22 protein-coding genes are annotated in these 26226 nt (G+C 74.3%); 8 read left to right on the forward strand and 14 right to left on the reverse strand.

Translation table 11 applies throughout. The features are described 5' to 3' along the window. Positions 1-2: 2 nt before the first annotated feature. The 10 genes from ACGH7X_RS30390 to ACGH7X_RS30435 form a co-directional block, all read right to left on the reverse strand. Positions 3-842 (reverse strand): ABC transporter permease, encoded by an 840-nt coding sequence (locus ACGH7X_RS30390; RefSeq protein WP_399890871.1) that lies wholly within the window; start codon positions 840-842, stop codon positions 3-5. Then, complete coding sequence (locus tag ACGH7X_RS30395; protein ID WP_399890874.1) at positions 839-1864, reverse strand: ATP-binding cassette domain-containing protein; 1026 nt, start codon at positions 1862-1864, stop codon at positions 839-841. Before ACGH7X_RS30395 ends, ACGH7X_RS30390 begins: the two co-directional genes overlap by 4 nt. Then, positions 1861-2955, reverse strand: coding sequence for a hypothetical protein (locus tag ACGH7X_RS30400; RefSeq protein ID WP_399890877.1), 1095 nt, complete (start codon positions 2953-2955; stop codon positions 1861-1863). The genes ACGH7X_RS30395 and ACGH7X_RS30400 overlap by 4 nt, the downstream gene beginning before the upstream one ends. A 165-nt stretch (positions 2956-3120) precedes the next feature. Further along, a complete protein-coding gene (locus ACGH7X_RS30405; RefSeq protein WP_399890880.1) occupies positions 3121-4665 on the reverse strand; it encodes a hypothetical protein in 1545 nt (514 codons plus the stop codon). Continuing rightward, positions 4662-7094: a pyridoxal phosphate-dependent decarboxylase family protein gene (locus tag ACGH7X_RS30410; protein WP_399890883.1), complete on the reverse strand. Its 2433-nt coding sequence runs from the start codon at positions 7092-7094 to the stop codon at positions 4662-4664. The genes ACGH7X_RS30405 and ACGH7X_RS30410 overlap by 4 nt, the downstream gene beginning before the upstream one ends. Position 7095: 1 nt before the next feature. Beyond that, positions 7096-7776, reverse strand: coding sequence for a class I SAM-dependent methyltransferase (locus ACGH7X_RS30415; RefSeq protein WP_399890886.1), 681 nt, complete (start codon positions 7774-7776; stop codon positions 7096-7098). Continuing rightward, the gene (locus ACGH7X_RS30420) at positions 7773-8876 is read right to left on the reverse strand and encodes a hypothetical protein (protein WP_399890889.1); all 1104 of its coding nucleotides are present in this window, start codon (positions 8874-8876) and stop codon (positions 7773-7775) included. The genes ACGH7X_RS30415 and ACGH7X_RS30420 overlap by 4 nt, the downstream gene beginning before the upstream one ends. Before the next feature lie 5 nt (positions 8877-8881). After that, complete coding sequence (locus ACGH7X_RS30425; protein ID WP_399890892.1) at positions 8882-10024, reverse strand: monodechloroaminopyrrolnitrin synthase PrnB family protein; 1143 nt, start codon at positions 10022-10024, stop codon at positions 8882-8884. A gap of 87 nt (positions 10025-10111) precedes the next feature. After that, a complete protein-coding gene (locus ACGH7X_RS30430) occupies positions 10112-10741 on the reverse strand; it encodes an HAD family hydrolase (RefSeq protein WP_399890895.1) in 630 nt (209 codons plus the stop codon). A gap of 193 nt (positions 10742-10934) precedes the next feature. Further along, on the reverse strand, positions 10935-12446 hold the full coding sequence (locus ACGH7X_RS30435; protein WP_399890898.1) for a glycoside hydrolase family 3 protein: 1512 nt from the start codon (positions 12444-12446) through the stop codon (positions 10935-10937). A gap of 503 nt (positions 12447-12949) precedes the next feature. On the opposite strand from ACGH7X_RS30435, the gene ACGH7X_RS30440 reads away from it, so the two are divergent. From ACGH7X_RS30440 to ACGH7X_RS30460, 5 genes are read left to right on the forward strand one after another with little or no spacing between them, the layout of a single operon-like run. Further along, positions 12950-14038, forward strand: coding sequence for a phytanoyl-CoA dioxygenase family protein (locus ACGH7X_RS30440; protein ID WP_399897433.1), 1089 nt, complete (start codon positions 12950-12952; stop codon positions 14036-14038). Then, positions 14020-15345, forward strand: a complete 1326-nt coding sequence (locus ACGH7X_RS30445) for a DUF6271 family protein (protein ID WP_399890901.1) — start codon at positions 14020-14022, stop codon at positions 15343-15345. The genes ACGH7X_RS30440 and ACGH7X_RS30445 overlap by 19 nt, the downstream gene beginning before the upstream one ends. Beyond that, complete coding sequence (locus ACGH7X_RS30450) at positions 15342-16550, forward strand: type III PLP-dependent enzyme (protein ID WP_399890904.1); 1209 nt, start codon at positions 15342-15344, stop codon at positions 16548-16550. Before ACGH7X_RS30445 ends, ACGH7X_RS30450 begins: the two co-directional genes overlap by 4 nt. Then, the gene (locus ACGH7X_RS30455; protein WP_399890907.1) at positions 16543-17091 is read left to right on the forward strand and encodes a GNAT family N-acetyltransferase; all 549 of its coding nucleotides are present in this window, start codon (positions 16543-16545) and stop codon (positions 17089-17091) included. Before ACGH7X_RS30450 ends, ACGH7X_RS30455 begins: the two co-directional genes overlap by 8 nt. Further along, a complete protein-coding gene (locus tag ACGH7X_RS30460) occupies positions 17091-18302 on the forward strand; it encodes an MFS transporter (protein WP_399890909.1) in 1212 nt (403 codons plus the stop codon). Before ACGH7X_RS30455 ends, ACGH7X_RS30460 begins: the two co-directional genes overlap by 1 nt. Before the next feature lie 28 nt (positions 18303-18330). Here the strand turns inward: ACGH7X_RS30460 and ACGH7X_RS30465 are convergent, their stop codons facing one another. Beyond that, the gene (locus ACGH7X_RS30465) at positions 18331-19149 is read right to left on the reverse strand and encodes a rhomboid family intramembrane serine protease (RefSeq protein ID WP_399890912.1); all 819 of its coding nucleotides are present in this window, start codon (positions 19147-19149) and stop codon (positions 18331-18333) included. A 136-nt stretch (positions 19150-19285) separates the two neighbouring features. Here ACGH7X_RS30465 and ACGH7X_RS30470 point away from each other — a divergent pair, with 136 nt between their 5' ends. Then, on the forward strand, positions 19286-19648 hold the full coding sequence (locus ACGH7X_RS30470; protein ID WP_399890915.1) for a hypothetical protein: 363 nt from the start codon (positions 19286-19288) through the stop codon (positions 19646-19648). A 15-nt stretch (positions 19649-19663) separates the two neighbouring features. On the opposite strand, the gene ACGH7X_RS30475 is transcribed toward ACGH7X_RS30470, so the two are convergent. Continuing rightward, the gene (locus ACGH7X_RS30475; protein WP_399890918.1) at positions 19664-21061 is read right to left on the reverse strand and encodes an FAD-dependent oxidoreductase; all 1398 of its coding nucleotides are present in this window, start codon (positions 21059-21061) and stop codon (positions 19664-19666) included. Positions 21062-21097: 36 nt separating this feature from the next. After that, positions 21098-22114 carry a DUF4349 domain-containing protein gene (locus ACGH7X_RS30480; protein ID WP_399890921.1) on the reverse strand — a complete coding sequence of 339 codons (1017 nt, stop codon included), beginning with the start codon at positions 22112-22114 and terminating at the stop codon, positions 21098-21100. A gap of 176 nt (positions 22115-22290) precedes the next feature. Between ACGH7X_RS30480 and hemG the strand changes: the two genes are divergently transcribed. Continuing rightward, positions 22291-23835, forward strand: a complete 1545-nt coding sequence (gene hemG / locus ACGH7X_RS30485; protein WP_399890924.1) for a protoporphyrinogen oxidase — start codon at positions 22291-22293, stop codon at positions 23833-23835. 4 nt (positions 23836-23839) lie between these two features. Further along, positions 23840-24571 carry a hydrogen peroxide-dependent heme synthase gene (hemQ, locus tag ACGH7X_RS30490; RefSeq protein ID WP_399890927.1) on the forward strand — a complete coding sequence of 244 codons (732 nt, stop codon included), beginning with the start codon at positions 23840-23842 and terminating at the stop codon, positions 24569-24571. On the opposite strand, the gene ACGH7X_RS30495 is transcribed toward hemQ, so the two are convergent. Continuing rightward, positions 24572-26185, reverse strand: a complete 1614-nt coding sequence (locus tag ACGH7X_RS30495) for an alpha/beta hydrolase (protein WP_399890930.1) — start codon at positions 26183-26185, stop codon at positions 24572-24574. Positions 26186-26226 lie beyond the last annotated feature (41 nt).

The following is a 26226-nucleotide window of genomic DNA, read 5'->3' on the forward strand; positions in this document are numbered from 1 at the left end:
CGTCACCCGCCCAGGACGAGCAGTCGGCGGGCGGCGCGTCGCCACATCACCCGGCTCAGCACGGCCAGCAGCACGCACCACAGGGCCTGTTCGGCCAGGTACGGCAGGCAGTCCCCCACGGTGATCCGACCGGTGTACAGGGAGACGGGCACGTTGATGGTCGCGGCGAAGGGCAGATGCCCGGCGACGGCGAGGAACCTCTCGGGGAAGAACCACAGCGGGATCAACCCGCCCGACAGGAGCAACTGGGCGAAGGCCACCAGCCGGTTCACGCCGAAGCTCGTGATCGTCCAGAAGCTGGTCAGATCGACCAGCAGGCCGATCTGGTAGAAGACGACCTGTCCCAGTCCGTAGGCGAGCACGGTCACCGAGGCGGCGGCCGCGGACGGCGGCAGCGCGACCAGGCCGCACCCCACGCCCACGGCCAGGCCGACGAGCAGCCAGGCCGTGGCGTACAGGCTCTCCCCGAGGCCCCGCCAGGCACAGTAGCGGCGGGCGGAGAGCGGGCGGACGAACCAGAACACCACCGAGCCGTCGCGGATCTTGCTCTGGGCCGTCTCCTGCGAGGCCCCCTCCATGATCACCCGGCCGGTGCCCATCAGCGTGGCCAGCACCGAGTAGGTGATGGCCTGGTCCACGTCCAGGCCGACCACCTCGCCGCCGCTCTCGCGGTACAGCGCCCGCCACAGCAGCACGTACAGGAAGACCTGGGTGACGATCACGAAGGCGGTCGCGGCCAGGCGCGGGCGGTAGGCCCACTCGGTGCGCGGGACCAGGGTGACGAGCCGGTGCGCGCGCGAGGGCGGCCGCGCCGCCGGGCCGGGCTGGTCGAGGACGCTCATCCGCCCGCCCCCGGTGCCGCGGCCCGCTGCGCTCGCGCGCCCCCGTGCAGGGCGCGCAGGACGTCCTCCGCCGTCGCCCCCTGGTACCGGACCGAGCGGACCGGGTGGACGGCGAGGAGTTCCGCGGTCACCCGCGCCCGGTCCGCGCCCGGCAGTGGCCGCACCCGCACGCTCGGCCCCTGGGCGGAGACGACCTCGGCGGTCAGCAGGTCGAGCGGCGGCGGCGGCGTCTCGAACTCGACCAGGAAGACGGCCTCCGTCCCGGCGACGGACAGCCGGTCGCGGGGGCCGTCGTGGACGACCCGGCCGCGGTCGATGACGACGATGCGGCCGCACAGCGCCTCCACCTCCGCCATGTCGTGCGTCGTCAGCACCACGCAGTGGTCCCCGGTGGCGGCCAGCCGCGACAGCAGCTCCCGCACCTGGTCCTTCACCAGCACGTCCAGGCCGATGGTGGGTTCGTCCAGGAACAGCACCCGCGGCCGGTGCAGCAACGCGGCGGCCAGATCGCACCGCACCCGCTGACCGAGCGACAGGAATCGCACCGGGGTGTCCCAGAAGTCCGACAGCGAGAGGACGTCGTCGAGTTCGGCCAGCGCACCGCGCCAGGCGTCCTTTGGCAGCCCGTGGATGTCGCGCAGGATGGAGAACGAGTCCCGGGCGGGCAGGTCCCACCACAGTTGCGTGCGCTGCCCGAAGGTGACGCCCATGTTCCGGGCGTTGGCCTCCCGGTCGGCGTACGGATCGAGAGCGCACACCCGGACGGTGCCCGCCTCCGGGAGCAGCAGGCCCGTCATCAGCTTGATCAGGGTGGACTTGCCGGCGCCGTTCTGCCCCAGCAGCCCGACGAACTCGCCCTGCCCGATGCGCAGTTCCACATCGCTGAGGGCCACCGCGCGTCCGGCCCGCCGCCGTCGCAGGGGCCGGCGGATGCTCCAGGCGTCGGTCCGGTCCCAGGTGCGGAAGGTCTTGGTGACACCGTCCACGTCGATGACGGGTGCCGCGTGCCCCGGACCGCTCACGAGCCGCTCCCCGCCGCCTCCGCGTCCGCCGCCCCCCGCAGGACGGCCGCCGCCACCAGCGGGTACAGCAGCTCGCCCACCGCGGCCAGCCACCGCACCGGGACGACCCGGCGCAGCGCTCCCGGTGCCAGCGTGGCCAGCGCCTCCCGGGCCGCCGGACGTCCGAGGTCGGGGAGGCCCCCGAGGTCCCGGGTCACCACGCCCAGGGCGTAGGCGGTGGTCCACACCTCGGCGAGCAGCACGTCGCCGACCCGGTCGTGGATCAACTCCCGGTGCGGGACGGTCTCCAGCGCCGTGCGCAGCGACGCCACGACCTGCTCCCGTCCGATGCCCCGCTCCAGCAGCGCCTCCTCGGCCGGTACCCGGCGCCAGCCGTCCGGGCTCGCCGGGTCGCGCAGGTAGACCACGGCCAGCTGCTCCCACCAGCAGAAGTACGGTACGGCGCGCATCGCGGGCAGGACGGAGCCCCCGGGGTCGCCGGCGGGGGCGAGGCAGGCGGCGCTGCGCGGCCCCATCACGTCGTTGCCGACCAGGCTCGGCGGGTTGGCGTGGTCGACCGGCCCTGCCACCGGAACGACGCGTTCGACGTCGTGCAGGTAGTCGAGCAGGGTGACGTCGTCGGTCGCGTCCGGGGCCGCCTTCGCGGCGGCGTACTCCTCGAAGCCCCGGGCCCGTTCAGCGGGCAGCACCAGCGCGACGGACGGGAGGTAGTCGTCCACCACGGGCGCCCAGGCGTGGCCGAGCAGGGCCGCGGCACGGACCGCGTTGGCGGTGCGCGAACCCCACTCGGTGAACAGGCTGACGGAGTCCCGCGGACGCGCGGCGAGCAGCGCGGCGACGGTGTCGGCGAAGTGCGGGCAGAGCACGGCGTCGTCCTGGAGCACCAGGTGGTGCGTGGCGTCGGCGGGCACCGACCGCCAGGCCAGGCGCGCGGTGCGCAGCGCCGACGGCGGTCCCTGCGGTTCCGGGTCGGTGACGACCCGCGCGGCGAGGGCGGGATGCGCCTGCCCCAGCGCCTCGGCCGCGGCCCGCCGCCGGGGGTGGGCCATGATCACGGTGGACAGACGGAGATCGGAACGGTGCGGTGTCATCGGCGGGTCCTTCTCGCGGGCCTCGGGGGACGAGGAGTCTGGGGGGTGGCGACGGGTGTCGGGGGCGAAGGGCGTCAGGGGGACGAAGGGGCGGACGGGTCGGGGGGCGGACGGGTCGGGGGTGCGGGCGTGGCGGGGGCGGTGGACCGGACTGGGACGTGGCTGTCACCGCTCCGTCTTGCCGAGCACCAGCGGCCCGCCGCGCAGCAGGCGGGCCAGGTGCCGGACCGGGCCCGCCCAGTGCAGGAGCGGTTGGAGCAGGAACGCCAGGCCCAGGACGAGGGGCGCGGGGCCGTCGGGGGGTTCCGCGCGGGCGTCGGCGCCGCGGTGCGCGGCCAGCCAGTGCCGGGCCCGCCGTACGCACCACCAGGCGTGCAGCAGCGTGTAGGCGCACGCCGCCGCGGCCCAGGCCAGCAGCGGGCCGTGGGCGCCGCGCACGACCAGGGTGCCCACCGCGGCCAGGACGACCCCCGGACCGGCGAACCACCACAGCGTGTCCAGGCCCTCCTTGACCAGCACCACGGCGTTGCGGAGCCGGAACGCGCGCAGTACCGGATCGGTCAGCAGCCGCCGGCACCCGGCGAGCGAGCCGTGCGCCACCAGCGCATACGCCTTGCCGAGCGCCGCCGTCCCGGAGTACCGGTCGACCAGGTTGAACACGGGCAGCACCTCCATCACCGCACCCGCGGAGGAGAGTTTGTAGCCGACGAGCAGATCGTCGACGGGCTCCTCGTACATGCCGATGGACACCAGGGTGTCGTGCCGGACGAACAGGCCGGCGCCGACCCCGTACACCACCGGCTCGGCCACGGCCGTCACGCCCGCCGGCAGCCGCGCGGCCCGGATGCGGCGCCGGGCCAGGATGCGGTGCGCCTCGACGCCGGCCCGGCGGCGCAGATCGGCCAGGGCGTGGGCCCGCAGCAGGACGTCCGCGCCGCCGCGACGGGCCGCGTGCGGGCGGCGCAGCTGGAGCGGGAGCTGCTGGACCAGGTCGGGCGCGGGGCCGCCGCCGGCCGGGGAGACGGCGGCGGCCAGGTGCGTGAGGGTGTCCAGGTCGGGCTGCGAGTCGGCGTCGTAAAGCCCGACGTAGGTGAACGAGGGGGTGGCGTTTGGCGGCAGCAGTTCCGGCAGCCGTTCCACCGCGTGCACGAGCTGGCTGCTCTTGGCGCCCTCGTCCGTGTAGTGCAGGTGGTGCAGGCCCACCCCGGGGTGCTCCGCGGCGACCTCGGGCAGCAGCGCCGCGGCGACCTCGCGGGTGGTGGGGACCGCGTCGAGCGCGGCCCGCAGGGTGCCCGCCGGGTCGGCGGCGGCACGGGTGCGGCGCGCCGTCTCGGCCGCCAGTCCGGAGGGCACCACCCCGGCCAGCCGGGCGGCCGCGTCCTGCGTGCCGCCCGCGACGAGGGCCGCCGCGAGGCCGGGCAGCAGGTCGAGCACCGCCAGCCGCTCCCGCTCCTCGCGTTCCGTGGTGACGACGACCACGTGCAACAGGCCCGGCGGGTACGGGAGTCCCGCCGCGGCCCGCACCACCTCGCCCAGCAGCTCCTGCTCGCGCAGGGCCGGCACCAGCAGCACGACGTGCGGCGCGGTGTCCGGCGGCACCGTGGCCTGCCTCCGCCGGTCCAGGACGCGGGCCGCGACGGCCGCGCGGACGCTCAGCAGCACGCCCCACAGCAGCACGCCCCACAGCACGGCGAGAGCGGTCACGGTCACGCCGGCTCCCTCCGTTCGGCCAGGCCGTCCGGCACGGACAGCCGTCGGTGCCCCTGCCGGGCGAGCGCCGCCTCGCGCAGCGAGCCGAGCCGCGGATGCAGGCGCGCGGCCCACGCCACCACCTCGGCCGGGGAGAGGGTCTCCGGTTCGCCCACCGGGATGCCCGGCAGCAGGCCGGGCAGCCGCGCGCCCAGACCGAGCGGCACCGTGAAGGCGGCGGTGCCCGGCCCGCCGACCGCCGCCAGCTCCACGCACAGGGCGCCGTCGGCGACGGACGGCGTCACGCGCACGAGGTCCAGCAGGGCCGACCGGGCGAGCAACGGCCCCTCGGAGCCGGACGGGACGGGCTCCCCGGCCGGCCACCGCGCCTCGTACCGCCGCCCCGCCGTCATGTCGACGACCGTGTCGAAGAAGCGGTTGGGGAACCGGCGGTACTGCCCGCGCAGCAGATGGCGGCGGCGCGGCAGCGCGGGATCGGCGTGGCGGGCCACGCGGGTGATCCGGGGGACGGCGGCGTCGTCCGTCAGACGCACCCTCAACTCCAGTGAGGTGTCCAGGGAGAAGGAGTAGTCGTCCCCGTCGCGGCGCACACTGCGCGCGTCCTTGCCGATCTTCACCACGACGTGGTCGGCGAAGACCTGCACCTCGTCGTTGTACCGGCGGTCGCCGTACTTGTACTCGACGGACCGGAGGCCGCCGTCCGCGTGGAAGTTGGCGAGGACGACGGGCCGGTCCGGGGTACGGGGCTGCGGCCCGAAGACGGCGAAGTGGGCCGCGCCGACCAGCGAGAGCTTCTGCTGGTTGCGGTCGAGCACCTCCAGCGAGTACCGCTCGGGGTCGGTCACGCCGAACAACTCGTTCGCGAACGGCGTCTCCAGGTCGGGTGCGTAGACGTACAGACCCGTAGGGCTGCCGTCGTCGCCGGTCCACGGGCGGGCGGCCAGCTGCTCGCCGAGCCCGGCCCGGTCCTGGAAGGTGTGGAAGGAGTAGGCGTGCGGGTGGTCGTCCGGATCGCGGCGGCCCGGCGGATGGACCACCAGGTGCCGCAGGCAGACGCTGCTGCGCCGCAGGTCCCGCAGCTCGGCGGCGGGCGCCGCGGGGGCGGTCGGGGCGTCCCGCCGGGGCCCGCGCGCGGCGCCGGCGAGCGAGCCGGCGAGCGCGGCGGCGAAGCCGTCCACGTGGGCCGGGGTCAGGTGCGGCATGGCGTAGAAATGGTGGAACAGCCGGTCCCCGACCGAGCCGTCCGGGGCCGTCCACGGCAGGCTGTTGCCCACCAGGCGGTACCGCTCGGCCAGTTCGGCGGGCAGCCTGCCGTCCCCCTGGGAGAAGGCGGCGACGACCACCGTGTTGCCGGGCGAGGGCAGGACCACCGCGTCGGGGTCGGCGGCGCGGATCGCGTCGGCCAGCCGGTCGCGCACGCGCAGACAGTCGCGGAACACCTCCCGGTAGCCGTCCGCGGCCAGCCCGAACACCAGCGACCACAGGGCCGCGGCCATCGCGCCGGAGCGCGAACCGCTGATCGTCTCGTCGACGAAGCCGGACATCGGGGCCGGCACCGCACCGTGCCCCAGCAGGCCCTTGCGGCACAGGAAGACCCCGCAGCTGTACGGCATCAGCCCGGACTTGTGCGGGTCGAGCACGATCGAGTGGACGTACGCGCTGCGGAAGTCGAAGGGCACCTCGGGCGCGGTGAACGGCAGGATCATGCCGCCGTGCGCGGCGTCGACGTGGTGGAAGACGCTCAAATTCCCGCCGTCCGCCGCCCGCCGGGCCAGTACGCCCGCGATGGCATCCACCGGGTCGACCAGGCCGGTGTTGTAGTACCCGGCGGTGGACACGACGACGACACCGGTACGGACTCCCGTACCGGTCTCGGCCGCGAGGGTGTCCAGCGCGGCGTCCACGGCGTCGGCCTCCAGCAGCCAGGAGGGCCCGGCCGGGCACAGCCGCAGCTCCAGGTCGAGGATCTCGGCCGCCTTGGCCACCGAGTGGTGGGTGAGCGCCGAGGCGAGGACGACGACGCGTCCGGCGCCCGCCGCGCGCAGGGCGTTGCGGCCGACGCGCAGACCGGCGAGGGTGCCCTCGTTGGCGCCGCCGGTGAGGTAGCCGTCGGCAGCGTCGGCGTGCAGCAGCCCGGCGAGCGCGAGGACCGCCTCCCGTTCCAGCCGCCGGGTGCCGCGGACGCCGTCGCCGAAGCGGGTGTGGACGCCCACGTTGTTGGGATTGCGTTCGGCGAAGCGCCCGAAGGCGTCCAGGGCCAGGGCGTGCGGTGCCGTCATGGCGAACCCCAGCCGCACCGGGTCGTCGGGGGCGTGCCAGCCCGGCACCTCGGCGAGGCGCGCGTCCAGCACCCGCGCCAGCTCGGCGCCGGACAGCGGGACGTCCGGAAAGGCGTCGGTCTCGGTGGAACCGTCCTCCAGGTCGGCCACGTCAGTCCTCCCCCCGGCGCGGCCCCCGGCGCAGCACGCACCGCAGGACCGCGCGCGGCCCGACCTCGAGGTCGCGGACGTAGCTGTGCGTCCCGCCCTCGGTGTGCAGTCCGGCCCCGGCGAACGCGTCGAGGATCCGGGCGTCGGGCAGCAGGGTCATGGGCACGTCGTCGGGGAGCAGGTACTGGCCGTCGCCGGTGCCCGGCCGCAGCCGCGGGTCCAGTGTCTCGGAGGTGAAGGTGTTGAGCGCCAGCCGACCGCCCGGGCGCAGCACCCGGCGGATCTCGCCGACCGCCGTCTCCCACTGGGCCCGGTCGACGGCGTTGTGCAGGACGCCGTAGCAGACCACCAGCGCGAAGGTGCCGTCGTCGGCCGGGATCGCGTGGGCCGCGCCCTGCCGGACCGTGACCCGCCCGGACGGGTACCCGGCGGTCCGGGCACGGGTCGCGTCGACCATGCCGTCGTGCAGGTCAACGGCGAGGACGTCGAAGCCCCGCTCCAGCAGGGCCACGGAGTTGCGCCCGCCGCCGCAGCCGAGGTCGAGGGCCGGGCCGTCGACCGGGACGCGGCCGAGCAGATCGGTGAGGTAGGGCCGCACACCCAGGGAACGGAACTCCGCGACGGTGTCCGGGGCGTTCCAGTAGGCGGCGGCGCGGCCGGCGGCCGTGGTCGCGTCGGTCATCGGGCTGACCCCGTCTCCTCGTAGGTGCCGTTGTGCGGCCGGGCGTGCACGACGTCCATGTCGAGCTCCGAGAAGCGGCCGGCGCAGCGGTCCGGGTCGTCGGTGAGGGCGAAGAAGGCCGGGCCGACGGAGGACAGGGCGAGCACGGTCGCCGCCTTCTCGTGCCACAGGGACTCGACCTCGCCCGCCAGTTCGGTCAGGCCGGGGTGCGAGAAGGAGCAGTTCTCGATGCTGCCCATCCGGAACCGGTAGTCGAAGACCAGGGAGCCCAGCGGGCCCAGGTCGCCGCGCTGGGCGGCCGGCATGGCCTCGTGCAGCATCCGGAACGCGATGGTGGGCGACCAGCGTTCGCCGGTGGCCCGGAACCGGTCGAAGTGGGCGACCTCGGCGGCCATCAGTTCGTCGGTGGGGCGCTCCTCCAGGGCCCGTGGGACCCCGATGACCAGGGACAGGTGATCGGGCACGGGCGCGGACAGCACGACGGTGCTCCGTCCGGCGACGACCTGCACCCCGCCCGGGTAGAGACCGGACGCGGCCGAGCCGCCGATGCACTGCACGGGCGTGAGCAGACCGGGCCGGCCGCCGTGCTCCTCACCGTGGTTGCCGGTGAGGTACGGCAGCAGGTCGGCGCGGTCCACCGGGCAGCCGTACAGGTGGTTGACGGCGGCGGCGACGGCCGCGATGAGGCTGCTGCTGGAGCCGAAGCCGGCGTGCACGGGCAGGGGGTCGCTGTCGACGCCGATCGCCAGGTCGGGGTCCACGCCGAGGGCCGCGCACATGATCAGGGCCGCGTGCTCGACCAGTTCGGGCCTGCGTACGCCGGGGTCCAGGAGCAGCCCGGCCCCCGGTTCCCGGCGGTGCACGTGGACGTGGTGGTGGCGCGCGACGGAGAAGACGACCTCACCGGCGTCGTAGATCAGGTTGTTGTCGCCCGCGATCGCCCCGGGTTGCAGGGCCATGGCGTTCAGCCGGGTGGGGTAGCGCACGCGCACCTCGTCGGCGGCCGGGCGTACCGGGCCCGGGGACACGGCGAGGGGGTGGTGGACGGTGCCGGGGGTGAAGGGCGCGAACATGGGGGGTGTGGGTGGGGTGGAGGCCATGGGGGTCACTTCTCCGTGGTTGCGCCGGCGGTGGCACCGGTCAGGAGCCGGTGCCGGGCGAGGGTCAGCTCCGCCAGGTGGTCGAGGGAGTCGGTGGTGTAGCCGCCGCTGCCGAGGGAGCCGTCCGGACGGATGTTCATGTTGGCCTTGGCGAGTTGCAGGTGGGGCAGGCGGAAGCGGAGCAGCTCCCGCATGAGCGCGCCCAGTCCGGCGAGCGTGCGTGCGGCGGCGGAACGAGCGGGGGAGCGCCCCGCCTCGTCCACCAGCCGGGGGAGCAGGGGGCGGTGGCGGCGGGCCCGGTCGCTCGCCGCGCGGTAGGCGGCGGGCAGGTAGGGCAGGTTCTCGCGCAGGTACCCCTCGTACCACTCCTCCGCGGGGTCGCCGGGTTCCGGCCGGATCAGCAGGATGTCGACGAGCAGCGGGGTCATCTGGGCGCCGCCCGGGGCGTACAGCACCTGCCCGCCGACGGTCATGGGCGGGAAGTAGGGGCGCAGTTCGCCCGAGAAGGTCTGCGGGGTGATGGCGCGCTTCACGGCCAGCAGCGACTGGGCGAAGACGGTGAACCCCCGGGTGGCCTCGGCCAGCAGCTCCGGCAGTACGGGGTCGTCCACGGCCGGGGTGAGCGCGTCGAGCAGCGCGTCGACGGCGGGACGCAACGCGACCCCCGCGGTGCGCACTTCCCGGATGAACAGCGCCTCCTCGGGCAGTTCGGTGAAGGAGCGCACGGCGTCCTCGGGGTTGCGCAGCGCGTAGGTGTAGACGCTGTCGCGGGGCACCTCCCCGGTGCGGTCGCCGAGCCGCAGCAGGTGCTCCTCGGCACCGGGCACGCTGCGGTAGTCGACCCCGTGACGTTCCAGCGAGGCGAGGGCGAAGCCGAGGTCGCGCAGGGCCGCGCCGGCGGTGACGGTGTCGTGCACGTTCGCCACGACCCGGTCGTTCCAGGTGCGGGCGAGGCGGTCGAGGCCGGCGATGTCCCCGGCTCTGTTGAGGGCGGGCAGCCGCGGCGCGTCGCGGGCGGCGTCGAGAGGGTCGGAACCGGCCACGAGAAGGTCCAGTTCGCGCATGGGTGAGGCGAGCAGCACGGAAATCGCAGTCTCCTGGGTGGGGTGAGAGCGCGGTTCGACGGCGGCGACGGCGTCACGGGGCATGGAGCGGCCCCGTCGCGGTCCCCGGCCGAAGGACGGTGGTGCGGTTCGTTGCTCGGCGGATGGGCCGGATGTGCGGATGCGGACGGGTCAGAGGGAGCCGATGAGTTCGTCCAGGGCGCGCACCCGTCGTGCGACGGGCCCGGGCGGGACCGCCGAGCGGGGTGCGTCGGTGAGCCAGACGGCGGGCAGGCCCGCGGCGTCGGCGGCGGCCAGACCGGCGTAGGAGTCCTCGACGGCGAGGGGTCTCGCGGCCGGTCCCGCGGGGGCGCAGGCGCGCAGCGCGCCCAGGTAGGTGTCGGGGGCGGGCTTGGTGCGCACCCCGGGGCCCGCGCAGTGCACGGAGTGGAAGGCGGACCGGATGCCCAGCCTCCCGAGGTGGCCCTCCACCCAGTCCCGGCAGTTGCCGGAGGCGACCGCGAGACGGTGCCCCCGCTCCCGGCAGTGGGCGAGGAAGGGGCGTACCCCGGCGCGGGCGTCCAGGAGGTCGGCCCGGGCACGGTTGCGCCGTTCGAACTCGGACCACAGGGCCCGGGTGCGCCGCCGGCCCAGCGTGCCGGTCAGGCCGCTGCGCAGCGTGTCCCGGTCGAGCGTGCCGTCGGGACGTACGCTCAGTGTGCCGCGCGGCTCCAGCGAGTTGTCGCGCAGCAGATGGCGCCAGACCTCGATGCCGGTGCGTTCCGTGTCGAGCAGTACTCCGTCGAAATCCAGGACGATCACCCGTCCTGTCGCGCCGACGCCTAAGTCCTGCGCCCTCACGATCAATTCCCCCGTCCCCCGTGCACGGCGAAGCCGACGGCACACACGGATGCGGCCGCCCTGCTCGCCCTTTGGTCTGGACCATTGAACTCTAAGCGGCAACGTCCCGTACTTCAACAGGCTTTGGGGATCAGCGCGTAGCGCGTCCCGGGCGTCAGTCGGTGCCGACCAGGATCTCGGCCGCGGCCACCCCCGAGGCCGCGCTCGCGCCGTGGGTGAAGATCTGGGCCGCGGCGGCGGTGGTGCCCGGCAGGCCCATCTCCACCACGATCGCGTCCGGCCGGGCGGTGGTCAGGCCGGTCACGGCACGGCTCATCCAGGCGTGCCGGGCCGCGTCGCGGGCGACGATCACCAGCGGGCGGCCCGCGGCCGGTTCGAGGGCGCAGCTCTCCAACGCGACCGTCCCCTCCTCCAGTTCCTGACCGCGCACCCGCACCGAGGTCGTGCCCGGCAGCCGCTCGCGCAGCGGGCCCGCCACGCCCCACGGGGTCTCCTTGCCGATGGCCATGTTGGTGACCGGGGCCAGCTCGACCACGTGCGGCGCGACGGTCAGCGGCAGTGCGGCACGCGCGGCGCCGGTGAGCCGGACGGCACGGCGCGCGGCGACGTGGCCGATGCCGTCCCCGGCGGCCTCCCCGGCGGCCCCGGCCGCCCGCAGCCCGGCCGACCAGCGGGCGAACTCCCGTACCCGGCCGGCCGCCTCGGCCAGCCGTTCCTCCGGCAGCTCGCCGGCGGACACCGCGGCGGACAGCGCCTTGACCAGCAGGGCGACGGTGCTCTCCTCGGCGCTCTCGCCGCCCACGCAGATGGCGTCCACGCCGGCGGCGACGGCCTTCACCGTGGCGCCGTCGATGCCGTACCGGGCGGTGACGGCGCCCATCTCGATGGCGTCGCTGACGACGAGGCCGTCGAAGCCCAACTCCTCGCGGAGCAGGCCGTGCAGGATGCGCCGGCTCAGCGTGGCCGGCAGGTCGGGGTCGTAGGCGGGCACCAGGAGGTGACCGCTCATGACCGCGCGCACGCCGGCCGCGACGGCGGCCCGGAACGGGGGCAGGGCCTGGGCGGCGATCTCGTCCAGCCCGGCCGGGTAGGCCGGCAGGTCGTGGTGGGAGTCGACGGCGACGTCCCCGTGGCCGGGAAAGTGCTTGGCGCAGGCGGCGACGCCGGAGGACTGCAGGCCGCGGATCCACGCGGCGGTGTGCCGGGACACCAGGTCCGGGTCGGCGCCGAAGGAGCGTACGCCGATGATCGGGTTGTCGGGGTTGGAGTTGACGTCGGCGCTCGGCGCGTAGTCGAGACTCACTCCGGCGGTGCGCAGTTGCCGGCCGAGGTCCGCGGCGACGGCCTCGGTCAGCTCCGTGTCGTCGACGGTCCCGAGCGCGAAGTTGCCCGGCCGGGACGACCCGGTGGCGGACTCGATCCGGGTGACGTCGCCCGCCTCCTCGTCGATCGCGACGATCAGCTCGGGGTTCTCGGCGCGCAGCTGTGCGGTCAGCCGGGCGACCTGCTCGGTGGAGACGATGTTGCGGGAGAAGAGCACGACGGAGGCCAGCCCGTCGCCGATGTCGCGCAGGATCCAGTCGGGGGCCTCGGTGCCCACGAAACCCGGCTGCAGAACGGAGAGCGCGAGCCGGCGCGACTCGCTGCTGTGCTTGCTGGAGGACATCGGCCGCGCCTTTCGGATGGTTTCTTGGTATAGACCAAGAGGGTGCGCGTTCAGGTTAACCAGACGTGTCAAGGGAGCCGTCGCCGAACTCGGAAGTAACAACTGCCCTCGTCGGGAGGGGTGTTGAAGAGGTGTTGACACCCTCCCTTGGTCTAGTCCATTGTGAGGCGCAAGTTCAGCGAGGGACGCATGTGACACCAGTTTCCGCGCCGGACACCTGCCGCGGCCGGACTGCGCAGACCGCTGTCGTGGCGACGACTTCCGTACGACGACTTCCGTGACGACCACCCCGGACGAGACGACCATTCCGGACGAGAGCGCGGACCGGGCGACCCCCCGAACGGGGAGAACCCCGTCCCTCCGAGCCGCCCTCGTCGCCCCGCTCCCGCCCCGAGACGCGAGCGGGCCACGCTGCCACCACCGACCTCATGTGCGACGGCCCGACCTCCGTCGCACGCACCGCCGTTGCCAGAGCGGGCGACGGCGAGGACCTGGAGCACCACATGGCGACGCCCGATTCCTACCTCCACCGAGCCCCGTCGGACCTGCCCTACTTCAGCGCGGACGCCGACACCTACCTGGCCCGCACCCAGCTGCGCGACCTCGACAAGACACGTCCCCTGCGGGTGCTGTCCGAGGAGGACTTCGCCCACTGGCAGACGTACGGCTACGTCGTGGTCAAGGAGGCGATACCCGCCGACTCCGCCCGCCGACTGCTCGACTTCGCCTGGGAGTTCCAGGGCCTCGACCCCGAGCGCCCCGACACCTGGTACCAGGAGCGCGAGTACCGCTCCGACCTCGACCGGGAGCTGCACATCTACGGCTTCGTCGAGGCGTACCAGCACCAGCTCATCTGGGACAGCCGCCAGGCACAGCGCGTCTACGACGCCTTCGTCGACGTCTGGGACTGCGAGGAGCTGTGGGTCACCCTGGACCGGCTCAACCTCAACCCGCCCAACACCGGCAACCGTGACCGCGCCCTGATCAACAAGCCGGAGCGCGGCTTCGACATCGACCTGCACTGGGACGTCGACACCACCCTCGGCATCCTGCCCCAGCGGGTGCAGGGCATCATCGCCCTCAACGACACCAAGCCCGACCACGGCGGCTTCCAGTGCTGCCCCGAGCTGTTCCGCCGCTTCGACCGTTGGAAGGCCCTCCAGCCCGACGGCCGCGACCCGATCCGGCCCGCGATCGACCGCGAGGACATGCCCGTCGTACGGCCCGACCTGGAGGCCGGCGACCTGCTCATCTGGAACGGCCTGCTGGCCCACGGCGTCGCGCCCAACATCTCCGGCGAAGGCGTGCGCTCCGTCCAGTACCTGTCGATGATGCCCGCGCTGGAGAGCCACACCACGCTGCGCGACTCCCGCGTCGACTCCTGGCGCACCCTGGCCACCCCCGACTGGAACGCCACCCTCCTCGGCGACGCCCACCGGCACGAGTCCGAGCGCTACGGCCCCGCCGAACTGACCGAACTGGGCGAGAAGCTGCTGGGCCTCAAGCCCTGGCACGCGAACGCCGGCAGCGACAAGGACGACGAGGCGACCGACGAGGCCACCGGGGACGCCGCATGCGCAGCATCTGCCTGACCCTCCCCACCAACCGGCCCTGCCCGGAGACCATCGCGGCCCTCGGCGAGGAAGCCGCCCACGCCGCCGACCACTTCGACATCGATGTCCACGTGCTGGTCCTCGACTCCTGCCCGCCCCCGGACCACGCCGCCCACGCCGCGGCCTTACGGCGGCTGCCGGCCCACCCCCGCATCACCGCCCACCACCTCGACGAGGCCGCCCAGCGGGACTTCCTGACACGGGTGACGGCACACTCGGGCAGCGCCAAGCCCGAACTGCTCCTCGACCTGATGCTTCCCGACGGCCTGTCCTACGGCGCCTGCACCAACCGCGCCTTCCTGATCGCGGCCGCGCTCGGCTGCGACTCCGTCCACCGCAGGGACTCCGACAGCCGCTACCAGAGCGTGGCCGGCCGCACGGTCTTCCCCGTCCACCACGAACTGCTGTCCCTGGGCGCACGCGCCGCCGACGCCGTCCCCGGCGTCACCGAGTCGACCCTGCCGGGCCCGCTCCTCGAGCGGCGCGTCGCCATGGTCGGCAGCTCCTTCGTGGGCGAACCCTCCGTCGACATCGCGCAGATACGGGACGCCGACCCCGGTGTCTACCACGACGTCGTCTCCCTCTGGGCCCCCGAGGGCTGGTCCGCCGAACAGAAGCGGGAGCTGGTCGAGGAGTCCTTCACCGGCGCCGGCACGCATCCGTTCACGGCCGACCACTCGCTGCTGACGGTGGTCGACCCGATGCGGGTGGACATGTGCAACATCGCCTTCCACGGCGACACGATCACCGAACGGGTGCCGCTGCCGCCCGCCCGGGACACCATCGGCAGCGACTACTTCCTGATCCACCTGGTGCACGACGCCCGGCTGCCGGGCGTGCTGCACAACCGGAACATCGTCAACTACTACACCGGCGAACGCAGGACGGGACCCGGCTTCCTCGCCTACCAGACCCGCTTCGCCAAGTTCCTGCTGTCGATGCTCTACTTCCACTTCGTCTACGACCGCATGGCCGAGGCGGGCGACGCGCTGCTGGACGAACACGGGCGGGCCCGCCCCGCCGGCGTCGCCGCCCTGGCCCGCGAGAGCACCGGCCTCGACACCGCGGAGAACGTCCGCCGGCTCGACGCCCTTGACACCGCCTATCGGCGACTGGGCGGCAGGTACGCCGACTTCGCGGATCTCCTGGCCGGCCGCCGCGCCCGCCTCCTCGACGAGGCACGCGGCGACATGGCGGACTTCGCCCTGCTCACCGAGGCCTGGGAGGGCATGGTGGCCGCCGCCAAGGCCACGCCCCTCGCCCACTCCCCGGGGCAGCCGCGGTGAGCGCGGTGACGGGCGCGTTCCTCAGCGAGCCGCTGGCCGCCGCGCTCGCCGCCGCCACCGAGGACCGGATCGTGTACGACCTGGCAGGCATCGAGCGGCGCCACGACACGCTGCGCCGCGAACTACCCGGCGTACAGGTGCGGTTCGCGATGAAGGCCTGCCCGGTCGACGAGGTCCTCGCCGCCCTGGCACACCGGGGCGCAGGCGTCGACGCCGCGAGCCCCGGCGAGGTGGAGCAGGCGCTGCGGGCCGGGGTGCCGGTGGGGCGCGTGCACTACGGCAACACCGTCAAGTCCGACCGGAACATCGCCGAGGCCTACCGGCTCGGCATCCGCACCTTCGCCACCGACGGCGTCCAGGACGTGACCGCCCTCGCCGCCCACGCCCCCGGCTCCCGCGTGTTCTGCCGGGTGACGACCGGCGGGGCGGGCGCCGTGTGGGGGCTGAGCAACAAGTTCGGCTGCCCGCCCGGCGACGCCGTCGACGTCATGGAGGCGGCCCGGAACGCCGGTCTGGTGCCGGCCGGCCTGTCCGTGCACGTCGGCTCCCAGCAGATGACGGGCGAGGCGTGGCACGGTGCCGTCGAGGACCTGGGCGACGTCCTGCGCGAACTCGGCCGGCGCGGCATCCGCGTCGACCACGTCAACCTCGGCGGCGGCCTGCCCGCGGTCGGCTACCGCGACCGGCGCGGCACCCCCCTCGACCCACCGCTCGACAAGATCTTCGCGGTGATCCGGGAGGGCATGGACGAACTGCGCCGGATCCACGGCGGCCCACTCGAGTTCGTCATCGAACCCGGACGGCACCTCGTCGCCGACCACGGCGCGATCCGCGCCCACGTCGCCCGCCTCGCCGAACGCCGGGCGGCGAACGGGGAACGGCAGCACTGGCTGTACCTGAGCTGCGGCAAGTTCAACGGCCTGTACGAGATGGACGCCCTCCAGTACCGGCTGGTCTTCCCGGGCCACACCGAGGGCCCGCGGGTCCCGGCCGTCGTCGCCGGACCCACCTGCGACAGCGACGACGCCTACTCCCACGAGGAGGGGCTCGTCCCGGTGCCCGCGGCGCTGGCCTCGGGTGACCCGGTCTGGGTGCTGTCCTGCGGCGCGTACGCGGCCGGCTACACGACCGTGGGCTTCAACGGCTTCGCCCCGCTCCCGTACGCCTGTGCGGGCCACCCGGACGGGACCGGCGCCGATGGGTGAGACCGTGCGGGTACGCCCGCTCGCCGACCGGGACTGGGACGCCGTCGTGGCGCTGGAGCGGGACGCCTACACCGGCCTCGGCCTGTCGGAGGGCCGGGCCGCGCTGCAGTCCCGGGCGGCGGCCTCGCCGGACACCTGCTTCGTCGCGGACGTCGGCGCCCGCACGGCCGGCTACGTGCTCGCGCTGCCCTATCCGCCGCACCGCTACCCGGACCTGACGCGGGCGGAGGGGGCCGCGCCCGCCCTCCCGCCCGGGAACCTCCACCTGCACGACATCGTCGTGGCACCCGGCCTGCGCCGCAGAGGCCTCGCGCGGCACCTCCTGCGCCACCTCACCACCGCCGCCCGGGCGCGCGGGGACGAGCGGATCTCCCTGGTCGCCGTGGGCGGCACCGAGCGGTTCTGGTCGGCGCGCGGCTTCGTGGCCGAGCCGGGGGTGGTGCCCGTCGGCGAGTACGGCGGGGACGCCGTGTACATGTCCAAGTCGGTAGGGGTCCGCCCGGCCCCCTCCCCGCCCAGCACCCTGCGCGAAGTGAGCTGATGCGCGTGTCCCGCCTCCACGATCCCTTCCTGCGCGGCCAGTTGGCGATCGCCGCGCTGTTCCTGTCCCTCGGCTTCCAGTACGCCACCTGGGCCGCGCGGATCCCGGCCGTCAAGGCCGACCTGGACCTGAGCGCGGCCGAGGTGGGCGTGCTCCTGATGGCCGCCGGGGTCGGCGCGGCGGTGTCCTTCCCCGTGGTGGCCTGGCTGATGCGGCGCCTGGGATCGCGGCGGCTCGCGCTGGTGTCCCAGCTCGGCCTGGCCCTGCTGCTGCTGGCCCTGGCGGCGGCCCCGGACTATCCGACGGCCCTGGTGGTGATGTGCGCCGACGGCGTCCTCGTCGGCTGCCTGAACGTGGCCATGAACGCGCAGGGAGCGGCCCTGGAGACCCGCCACGAACGCAACACCATGGCCAAACTGCACGCCACCTTCAGCGCCGGATCACTGCTCGCGGCCCTGCTCGCCTCCGGCATGACCGCCGCCACCGGATCGGTCGCCGCGCACTTCGGCGTGGCCGCCGCCCTCCTCGCCGTACTGGGCGTGTCCGCGCGGACGGGACTGCTCGACGAGGACGCCCCGGCCGACCGGGCCGAGCCGGAGACCCCCGCCGGCCCGAAGCCGGGCGGCCGCCGCTGGACCGTCCCCTCGCGCCTGACCCTGTGGATGTGCTGCGCCATGGTCTTCGGCACGGTCGCCGAAGGCGCCATGAACGACTGGTCCGCCCTCTACCTCAAGGACGTCGCCGAGGCGTCGGCGCAGCTCGCGCCCCTGGGCATCGCCGTCGTCTCGGGCATGATGGTCGTCGCCCGCCTCTTCGCCGACGGCTGGCGGGGCCGCTGGGGCGACGGACGGGTCGTCCTGCTGGGCAGCGCGGTGGCCGGCACCGGTCTCGCCGTCGCCCTGGTCAGCGGCGGCGTCGCACCCGCCCTCGCCGGGTTCGCCTGCATGGGCCTGGGGATCGCCGCCGTGACCCCCTGCGTCTACGCCGCCGCCGCCCGCCAGGGCTCGGACGCGCTGACCCTGGTCGCCGCCATGGGCACCACCGGACTGCTGGCCGGCCCGCCGCTCATCGGCTTCATCGCGGGCGCCAGCGACCTCTCCTGGGGCATGGGCGCCGTGGCCGCGTCGGCCGTCGCCGTCGCGCTGTGCAGCACCCGCATCCGCTGGACCGCCCCGGCCCCCGTCGTCCCCGGCGAGGCATCCCACGCCTGAGCGCACGGGCGCGCACCGGCGCCGACGGTCACCACCCCGGCCGCGCCCGCCTGCCGAACAGCAGCCCGCGCGGCTCCGGCGGGGGTGGGGTGCCCCGTCGCAGCGGCCAGGCGATCAGCATGCCGACGACGAAGCCCACGACGTGGGCCACGTACGCCACGGTGCCCGCGTCCGAGACGGCGCCGCCGGACGAGTAGACCGCCTGGAGCCCGAACCAGAAACCCAGCACGAGCCAGGCCGGCAGCCGCAGCGGCAGGAAGATCAGGAAGGGGACCAGGACCCAGACGCGGGCCTTCGGATACAGCACCAGATAGGCGCCGAGCACACCGGCGATCGCGCCCGAGGCGCCGATCAGCGGAGCGCCCGAGTCGGCGTTGAGGAGGGCGAAGCCGTAGGTCGCCGCGTAGCCGCAGACGCCGTAGAAGAGCAGGAAGCGCACGTGGCCCATCCGGTCCTCGACGTTGTTGCCGAAGATCCACAGGAAGAGCATGTTGCCCAGCAGGTGCAGCCAGCCGCCGTGCAGGAACATCGCCGTCAGGACGCTCAGCTCGGGCGACTTGTCGTAGCCGGGCGGAGCGACCACGCAGCCCGGTCCCTGCGGGCCGACGCCGGTCGCGCCCGTCGGCACGAGCCGGGGCATCCGGTGCTGGAGCAACTCCTGCGGCACCGCCGCGTAGTGGTCCAGGAACGCCTGGAGGTCACACAACTGCGCGAGCGAGCCGTCGCCCGTCGCCGACCCGGTCATGCAGGGCGTGAACAGGAACACCAGGACGTTCGCGAGGATCAGGGCGTACGTCACCCACGGGGTGCGGCGCGCCGGGTTCACGTCATGGACGGGGATGACCACGAGACACTACTGCCCGCCCGACGGACCGTGAACCGGTCCGCCCCGTTGAACGCCCCCGTCCGTGTGTACGTATGTCCTCCCAACCGCCCGCGGTCCGGGGAAGGCGGGGCGCGGGGACGACGTGAGGAAACAGGCGATGAACGAACGGGTCACACCGGCTCCGGCGATACACGCCCTGCCCGACGGCGAGGCCGAGGTCGCCCTCGTGCTGCGCCTGCCCTGGGAGGACGTCGCCCGGCTCGGTCAGGAGGCCGGGCGACTGGCCGCGCAGACGCAGCGGCCGGTGACACTGGACGAGGCGGTGAGCAACCGGCTGCGCTCCACGCGCAGTGCGTCCCACGCCAGGCCGGCCGGCGAGCAGCCGCCCGCGGTCACCACCCCGGCACCGGCGAGTGCCCCGGCGTCGATGGGCACCCCGGCCTCGGTGTCCTCCCTGCCGGCCCGGCCACCGGCCGAGCAGGCACGGCAGGCCATCGACCGCATCAACGGGACGGCATAGGTTCCGGCGGCCCGCTCAGCGCTGCTGCTGCACCGCCCTCGTCGCCTTGCGCGCGGCCACCAGCACCGGGTCCCACACCGGGGAGAAGGGCGGCGCGTAGCCGAGGTCCAGGGCGGTCATCTGCTCGACCGTCATCCCGGCCGTGAGGGCCACCGCGGCGATGTCGACCCGCTTGCCCGCGCCCTCACGGCCGACGATCTGGACGCCGAGCAGCCGTCCGGTGCGCCGCTCGGCGAGCATCTTCACCGTCATCGGGGAGGCACCCGGGTAGTAGCCCGCACGGCTGGTCGACTCGATCGTCGCCGTCACGAACCGCAGCCCCGCCCGCAGCGCGTCCTTCTCCCGCAGTCCGGTCCGCGCGATCTCCAGGTCGCAGACCTTGCTGACCGCGGTGCCGACCACGCCCGGGAAGGTGGCGTAGCCGCCGCCCACGTTGGTGCCGATGACCTGACCGTGCTTGTTGGCGTGGGTGCCGAGCGGGATGTGCCGTTCCTGCCCGGAGACCAGGTCGAGCACCTCCACGCAGTCGCCGCCCGCCCAGATGTTCTCGTGTCCGCGTACCCGCATCGCCAGGTCGGTCAGCAGCCCGCCGTGGGCGCCGAGCGGCAGCCCCGCGGCCTCGGCGAGCCCCGTCTCGGGACGGACGCCGATGCCGAGCACCACCACGTCCGCCGGGAACTCGGCGTCCTCGGTGGCCACCGCCCGGACCCGGCCGTCGTCCCCGGTCAGCACCTTCGTGACCTCGGCGCCGTTCACCATCGTGATGCCGAGTCCCTCCATCGCCTCGTGCACCATGCGGCCCATGTCCGCGTCCAGCGTCGACATCGGCTCGCGGCCGCGGTTGACGACGGTCACCTCGTAGCCGCGGTTGATCAGCGCCTCGGCCATCTCCACGCCGATGTAGCCGGCGCCGACGACCACCGCGCGACGGCCACGCGTGCGTGTCAGCGTGTCGAGCAGCGCCTGCCCGTCGTCCAGCGTCTGCACCCCGTGCACACCGGGCGCGTCGACGCCCGGCAGCTGCGGCCGGATCGGGCGCGCCCCGGTCCCGATCACAAGCTTGTCGTACGACGTCCAGGACTCCGCCCCGGAATCGACGTCACGCGCGCGTACCCGCCCGCCGGCGACGTCGATCTCCGTGACCTCGGTGCGCATCCTGAGGTCGATGTCGCGGGCGCGGTGCTCCTCGGGCGTGCGCGCGATCAGCTGGTCCCGCTCGCTCACGTCGCCGCCGACCCAGTACGGGATGCCGCACGCCGAGAACGAACTGAAGTGGCCGCGTTCGAACGCCACGATCTCCAGCTCGCCGGGTCCCTTCAGCCGGCGCGCCTGCGACGCCGCGGACATCCCCGCGGCGTCACCGCCGATCACGACCAGCCGCTCTCTCGTACCGCCCGCAGTACTCATGCTCATGCGAACACGCTACGCGGGCGGGGCATTTCAGTCCCGTCAGTCCTGCTCGCCGGACTCCTCGCCGCGCGACGCCTCCCGACGCGCGGCCCCGGGCGCAGGTGCAGGTGCAGGCGCCGGCGCCGCCGCCGGGCGGTGCGGCAGCCGGGGGCGTACGACCCGCAGCCACAGCAGCGCGAGCAGCGCCGCCACCGCGGCGAACGGCAGCACCGCGCCGAGCACCACCGCCACCCAGCGCAGCATCGTCACGAAGGCGTCCCAGCCGCCGGCCAGCGCGTCCGTGAACCCGGGGTCCTCGTCCTCCTTCTTCTTCTCCACCCGCTTCACCGGTGTCTCGGACAGGGACAGGGTGATGGTGGCCAGGCTCGTACGGTCCTTCAGGGCCGCCTGCCGGGCGAGCAGCGCCTCCAGCTCCGCCTGCCGGGTGCTCAGCTCGCCTTCCAGGGCCACCACGTCGCTCAGCTTCGTCGCCCGGTCCATCAGCTCGCGGACGCGGGCCACGCTGGCGCGCTGGGACTTCACGCGGCTGTCGACGTCGACCACCTGGTCGGTGACGTCCTCGGCCTTCGCGTCGCGCCGGAGCAGCTTCCCGGCGCCCTCCAGGTCGTCGAGCACGTCCTCGTAGCGCTCCACCGGTACGCGCAGCGTCACCTCGGTCCGCTCGTGGCCCTCCGAGTCCCGGTTCGTGGTCTCGTCGCCGACGTAGCCGCCCGCGTTCTCGGTCGCGGTGCGGGCCGCGTCGAGTGCCTTGGCGGTGTCCTTGACCTGCACGCTCAGGGAGACGGTGCGGATGATGTGGGCGGGGGCGAGCTTGGGCGGGGCGCTCGCCCCGGCGCCCGACCCATCTGCCTGGCCTCCCTCACCGGCCGCCCCGGCCTGGCCGTCCGCCGGGGAGTCCGCCCTGGACGCGGGGGCCTTGGCGGCGCCGCCGGCCGAGTCGGAGCCCGCGCCCGAGCCGCTGCAGCCCGTGAGCGCGAGTGCCGTGACCAGCAGCAGGCCGGCCAGGGCGCGGGCGGGCGGTGCGGACCGGCGTGTCGATGATCGTCGTGACTGCATGGCAAGTCCCCCCGAGGGTCGTGACAACTGACGTCTCTACGACGCGCGAAGGGGTGCGGACGACGGCGCGGAACGGTTCCGAAGAGATCACGGTCCGGACTCGCGGGACCTGTGGGCGCGGGGGCGGGGCCACCCGCCGCCGGGGCCGGGTCGACCGGGTCTGAGACGCTGGGGTCATGTGCGCAAGCGAGAGCCCCGCGGGCGAGTTTCCCCCGGACACGGAGACGGTCACGGAGGCGGTCACGGACACCGACACGGACACCGACACGGACACCGACACCGACACGCGACATGTAGTCGTCGTCGGAGCCGGTATCGCCGGGCTGGCCGCCGCCCACCGCCTGCTGGAGCGCGGCGCCCGGGTGACCGTGCTGGAGGCGTCCGACCGCGTCGGCGGCAAGCTGCTGCCCGGCGAGATCGCCGGGGTGCGCGTCGATCTCGGCGCCGAGTCGATGCTGGCCCGCCGCCCCGAGGCCGTCGGCCTGGCCCGCGCCGCCGGTCTCGCCGACCGCCTCCAGCCGCCGTCCACCGCGTCGGCCTCCCTGTGGACCCGCGGCACCCTGCGCCCCATGCCCAAGGGCCACGTCATGGGCGTACCCGGCACCGCTGCGGCCCTGACCGGCGTGCTCTCCGAGGAGGGCCTCGCCCGCATCGAGCGCGACGCGGAGCTGCCCCGCACCGAGGTCGGCGACGACGTGGCCGTGGGCGAGTACGTCGCCGCGCGCCTGGGCCGCGAGGTCGTCGACCGCCTCGTCGAACCCCTGCTGGGCGGCGTCTACGCGGGCGACGCCTACCGCATCTCCCTGCGCTCGGCCGTACCCCAGCTCTTCGAGGCCGCCCGCACCCACACCTCCCTCACCGAGGCGGTGCGCGCGCTCCAGGGCCGGACGGCCACCTCCCCGGTGAGCGGCCCGGTGTTCATGGGCATCGAGGGCGGCATCGGCACCCTTCCCCTCGCCGTCGCGGAGTCGGTGCGCGCGCGGGGCGGCGAGATCGTCACCCGAGCGCCCGTCACGGAGCTGCGCCGCACCGCCACCGACGGCTGGCGGATCGTCGCCGGCGACCGGGTGCTGCACGCCGGCGCGGTCGTCGTCGCCGTGCCCGCAGGACCCGCCGCCGAGCTGCTGCGCGCCGAGGCGCCCGCGGCCGCCGCCGAGCTGTCCGCGGTGGAGTACGCCTCGATGGCCCTGGTCACCCTCGCCTACCGCCGCTCCGACGCCGCCGTGCTCCCCGAGGGCAGCGGCTTCCTGGTGCCGCCGGTCGACGGGCACACCATCAAGGCCTCCACCTTCGCCTCCCGCAAGTGGGGCTGGATCGCCGACGAGGACCCGGACCTGGTCGTCCTGCGCACCTCCGTCGGGCGGTACGGCGAGACGGAGATCCTCGGCCGCGACGACGCGGGCCTCGTCGCCGTCTCCCGGCACGACCTGGAGGAGGCCACCGGCCTGGCCGCCGAGCCCGTCGCCACCCGGGTCACCCGCTGGCGGGACGGCCTGCCCCAGTACCCCGTCGGCCACCACGCGCGCGTGACCCGCGTACGCGAGCACGTCGCGAAACTCCCCGGCCTCGCGGTGTGCGGCGCGGCCTACGACGGCGTCGGCATCCCGGCGAGCATCGCGAGCGCGTACGCCGCCGTGGACCGGCTCCGGGGGGACTCGCGGGGTGTGGAGGAGCTCACCGCCCACCCGGTGCAGAGCCTGCACGGCGGAGCGGGAGAATAGGGGCATGAGTGACGACGCCACCACCCCCGCTGCCGACCGGATCCCCAACAAGGGCAAGCTGGCCAAGGACCTCAACGAGGTCATCCGCTACACCCTCTGGTCCGTCTTCAAGCTCAAGGACACCCTCCCCGAGGACCGCGCCGGTTACGCCGACGAGGTCCAGGAGCTGTTCGACCAGCTCGCCGCGAAGGACGTGACGATCCGCGGCACCTACGACCTCTCCGGTCTGCGCGCCGACGCCGACCTGATGATCTGGTGGCACGCCGAGACCGCCGACCAGCTCCAGGAGGCGTACAACCTCTTCCGCCGTACGAAGCTGGGCCGTGCGCTGGAGCCGGTGTGGTCGAACATGGCGCTGCACCGCCCGGCCGAGTTCAACCGCGCGCACATCCCGGCCTTCCTGGCCGACGAGACGCCGCGCAACTACATCAGCGTCTACCCGTTCGTGCGCTCCTACGACTGGTACCTGCTGCCCGACGAGGACCGCCGCCGCATGCTCGCCGACCACGGCAAGATGGCCCGCGGCTACCCGGACGTGCGCGCCAACACGGTCGCCTCCTTCTCGCTGGGCGACTACGAGTGGATCCTCGCCTTCGAGGCCGACGAACTGCACCGCATCGTCGACCTCATGCGCCACCTGCGCGGCTCCGAGGCCCGCCGCCACGTCCGCGAGGAGATCCCGTTCTACACGGGGCGCCGCAAGGACCTCGGCGAGCTGGTCGCCGGGCTGGCCTAGTCAGGTCTTCGGTGCCGCGGACCCCGGTGCGGCCGTGGGCCTCGGCTCCGGTTCCGGGCGCGGGGCGCAGGACGCGTCCCGCGCCGGGAGGCGGCCGTCCAGCAGGTACGCCTCCAGGTGGCCGTTGACGCAGGCGTTCGGACCGGCGGCGATGCCGTGCGTCCCCGCGTCCCGCTCGGTCACCAGCACCGAGCCCGACAGCCGTCGCCGCAGCTCCAGCGCGCCCTCGTACGGGGTGGCCGCGTCCCGCTCGGCGGCCAGGATGAGCGTCGGCGGCAGCTCACCCGGCGCGGTGCGCACGTCGAGGGGCCGCTGCCGGGGCGCCCGCCAGTAGGCGCACGGCAGGTTCGTCCACACGTTGTCCCAGGTCTCGAACGGCGCCCGGCGGGCCAGCCGCGTGTTGTCCCGGTCCCAGACCTCGAAGTCGGTCGGCCAGGGCGCGTCGTTGCACTCCACGGCCGTGTACACGGCGTTGGAGTTCTCCGCCGCGACGGCACCCTCCTCGGTCCGCGTCCCCGCCTGGTCGACCAGCGGCTGCGGATCTCCCCGCAGATAGGCCGACAGCGCCTCGGCGCGGTGCGGCCAGTAGTCGTCGTAGTACCCGGCCTTGAGGAACGCCCCCTGCAACTGCGCGGGTCCCACCGTCCCGCCCGCGGGCTTCTCCGCCAGCCGCGCGCTCGCCTCCTCGTAGGCGTCCTGCACCTGCCGCGGCCTGTCCCCGAGCCCGTACACGTCGTCGTGCTCGGCGACCCACTCCTTGAAGTCGTCCCAGCGGTCCTCGAACGCCTCCGACTGTTCGAGGTTGTTGCGGTACCAGACCTGCCCGGGGTCCGGATCCACCACCGAGTCGAACACCATCCGCCGCACGTGCGAGGGGAACAGCTCGGCGTACAGCGCCCCCAGATAGGTGCCGTACGACGCGCCCATGAAGGTGAGCCGCCGCTCGCCCAGCGCGGCGCGTACGACCTCCAGGTCACGGGCGTTGTTGAGGGAGTGGAAGTGCCGCAGCGCGGCCCCGCCCCGTTCGGCGCAGTCGCGCGCGTACGCCTCGGCCTCGGCGGCGCGCTTCTTCTTGTACGCGTCCGAGGGCCGGGTCGGCGCGGGCCGGGGCCCCTTGAAGAAGGTCCCGGGGTCCTGGCAGGACAGCGGCGCGGAGGGCGCGACCCCGCGCGGGGCGTACCCGACGAGGTCGTAGGCCGCCGCGATCCGCTTCCACTCGGGCACCATGCCGACCAGCGGGAAGTACAGCCCCGAGCCGCCCGGTCCGCCCGGGTTGAACAGGAGGGCGCCCTGACCGGGCACCTTGCGCCCGCTGTCGTCCGGGTCCTTGTGGGTGGCCCGCACCCGGCTGACGGTGAGCGTGATCCGCCTTCCGTCGGGGTGCGCGTAGTCCAGGGGCACCTCGACCGTCCCGCAGCGCATGCTGCCCGGCAGCTCCTCCGCCTTCGGGCACCTGCCGAACTCGACACCGGCCGCCGCCGCGCGCCCGGCGGCCACGGCGGTGCCGCGCGCCTCGGCCGATCCGGGACCGGCCGGGGCCGCCTGCGCCGGGGCGACGGCGAGGGTCGTCAGCAGCAAGGACCCGGCGGCCGAGTAGAGGGCGGCAGCTCGCATCGCGTATCCCTTCGGTGCACGGTGTGACACAAGGGATGTTT

Origin of the sequence: Streptomyces sp. BBFR51 (genome assembly GCF_044591655.1) — a bacterium.
Lineage (GTDB): Bacteria > Actinomycetota > Actinomycetes > Streptomycetales > Streptomycetaceae > Streptomyces.

Bases quoted from the DNA above. Each gene is read 5' to 3' on its own strand.
- hemQ (WP_399890927.1), top strand. From the start codon at position 23,840: ATGAGTGACGACGCCACCACCCCCGCTGCCGACCGGATCCCCAACAAG.
- ACGH7X_RS30475 (WP_399890918.1), bottom strand. From the start codon at position 21,061: ATGAGCATGAGTACTGCGGGCGGTACGAGAGAGCGGCTGGTCGTGATC.
- ACGH7X_RS30495 (WP_399890930.1), bottom strand. From the start codon at position 26,185: ATGCGAGCTGCCGCCCTCTACTCGGCCGCCGGGTCCTTGCTGCTGACG.
- ACGH7X_RS30425 (WP_399890892.1), bottom strand. From the start codon at position 10,024: ATGCCCCGTGACGCCGTCGCCGCCGTCGAACCGCGCTCTCACCCCACC.
- ACGH7X_RS30480 (WP_399890921.1), bottom strand. From the start codon at position 22,114: ATGCAGTCACGACGATCATCGACACGCCGGTCCGCACCGCCCGCCCGC.
- ACGH7X_RS30415 (WP_399890886.1), bottom strand. From the start codon at position 7,776: ATGACCGACGCGACCACGGCCGCCGGCCGCGCCGCCGCCTACTGGAAC.
- ACGH7X_RS30460 (WP_399890909.1), top strand. From the start codon at position 17,091: ATGCGCGTGTCCCGCCTCCACGATCCCTTCCTGCGCGGCCAGTTGGCG.
- ACGH7X_RS30470 (WP_399890915.1), top strand. From the start codon at position 19,286: ATGAACGAACGGGTCACACCGGCTCCGGCGATACACGCCCTGCCCGAC.
- hemG (WP_399890924.1), top strand. From the start codon at position 22,291: ATGTGCGCAAGCGAGAGCCCCGCGGGCGAGTTTCCCCCGGACACGGAG.
- ACGH7X_RS30400 (WP_399890877.1), bottom strand. From the start codon at position 2,955: ATGACACCGCACCGTTCCGATCTCCGTCTGTCCACCGTGATCATGGCC.
- ACGH7X_RS30440 (WP_399897433.1), top strand. From the start codon at position 12,950: ATGGCGACGCCCGATTCCTACCTCCACCGAGCCCCGTCGGACCTGCCC.
- ACGH7X_RS30420 (WP_399890889.1), bottom strand. From the start codon at position 8,876: ATGGCCTCCACCCCACCCACACCCCCCATGTTCGCGCCCTTCACCCCC.
- ACGH7X_RS30435 (WP_399890898.1), bottom strand. From the start codon at position 12,446: ATGTCCTCCAGCAAGCACAGCAGCGAGTCGCGCCGGCTCGCGCTCTCC.
- ACGH7X_RS30445 (WP_399890901.1), top strand. From the start codon at position 14,020: ATGCGCAGCATCTGCCTGACCCTCCCCACCAACCGGCCCTGCCCGGAG.
- ACGH7X_RS30390 (WP_399890871.1), bottom strand. From the start codon at position 842: ATGAGCGTCCTCGACCAGCCCGGCCCGGCGGCGCGGCCGCCCTCGCGC.
- ACGH7X_RS30455 (WP_399890907.1), top strand. From the start codon at position 16,543: ATGGGTGAGACCGTGCGGGTACGCCCGCTCGCCGACCGGGACTGGGAC.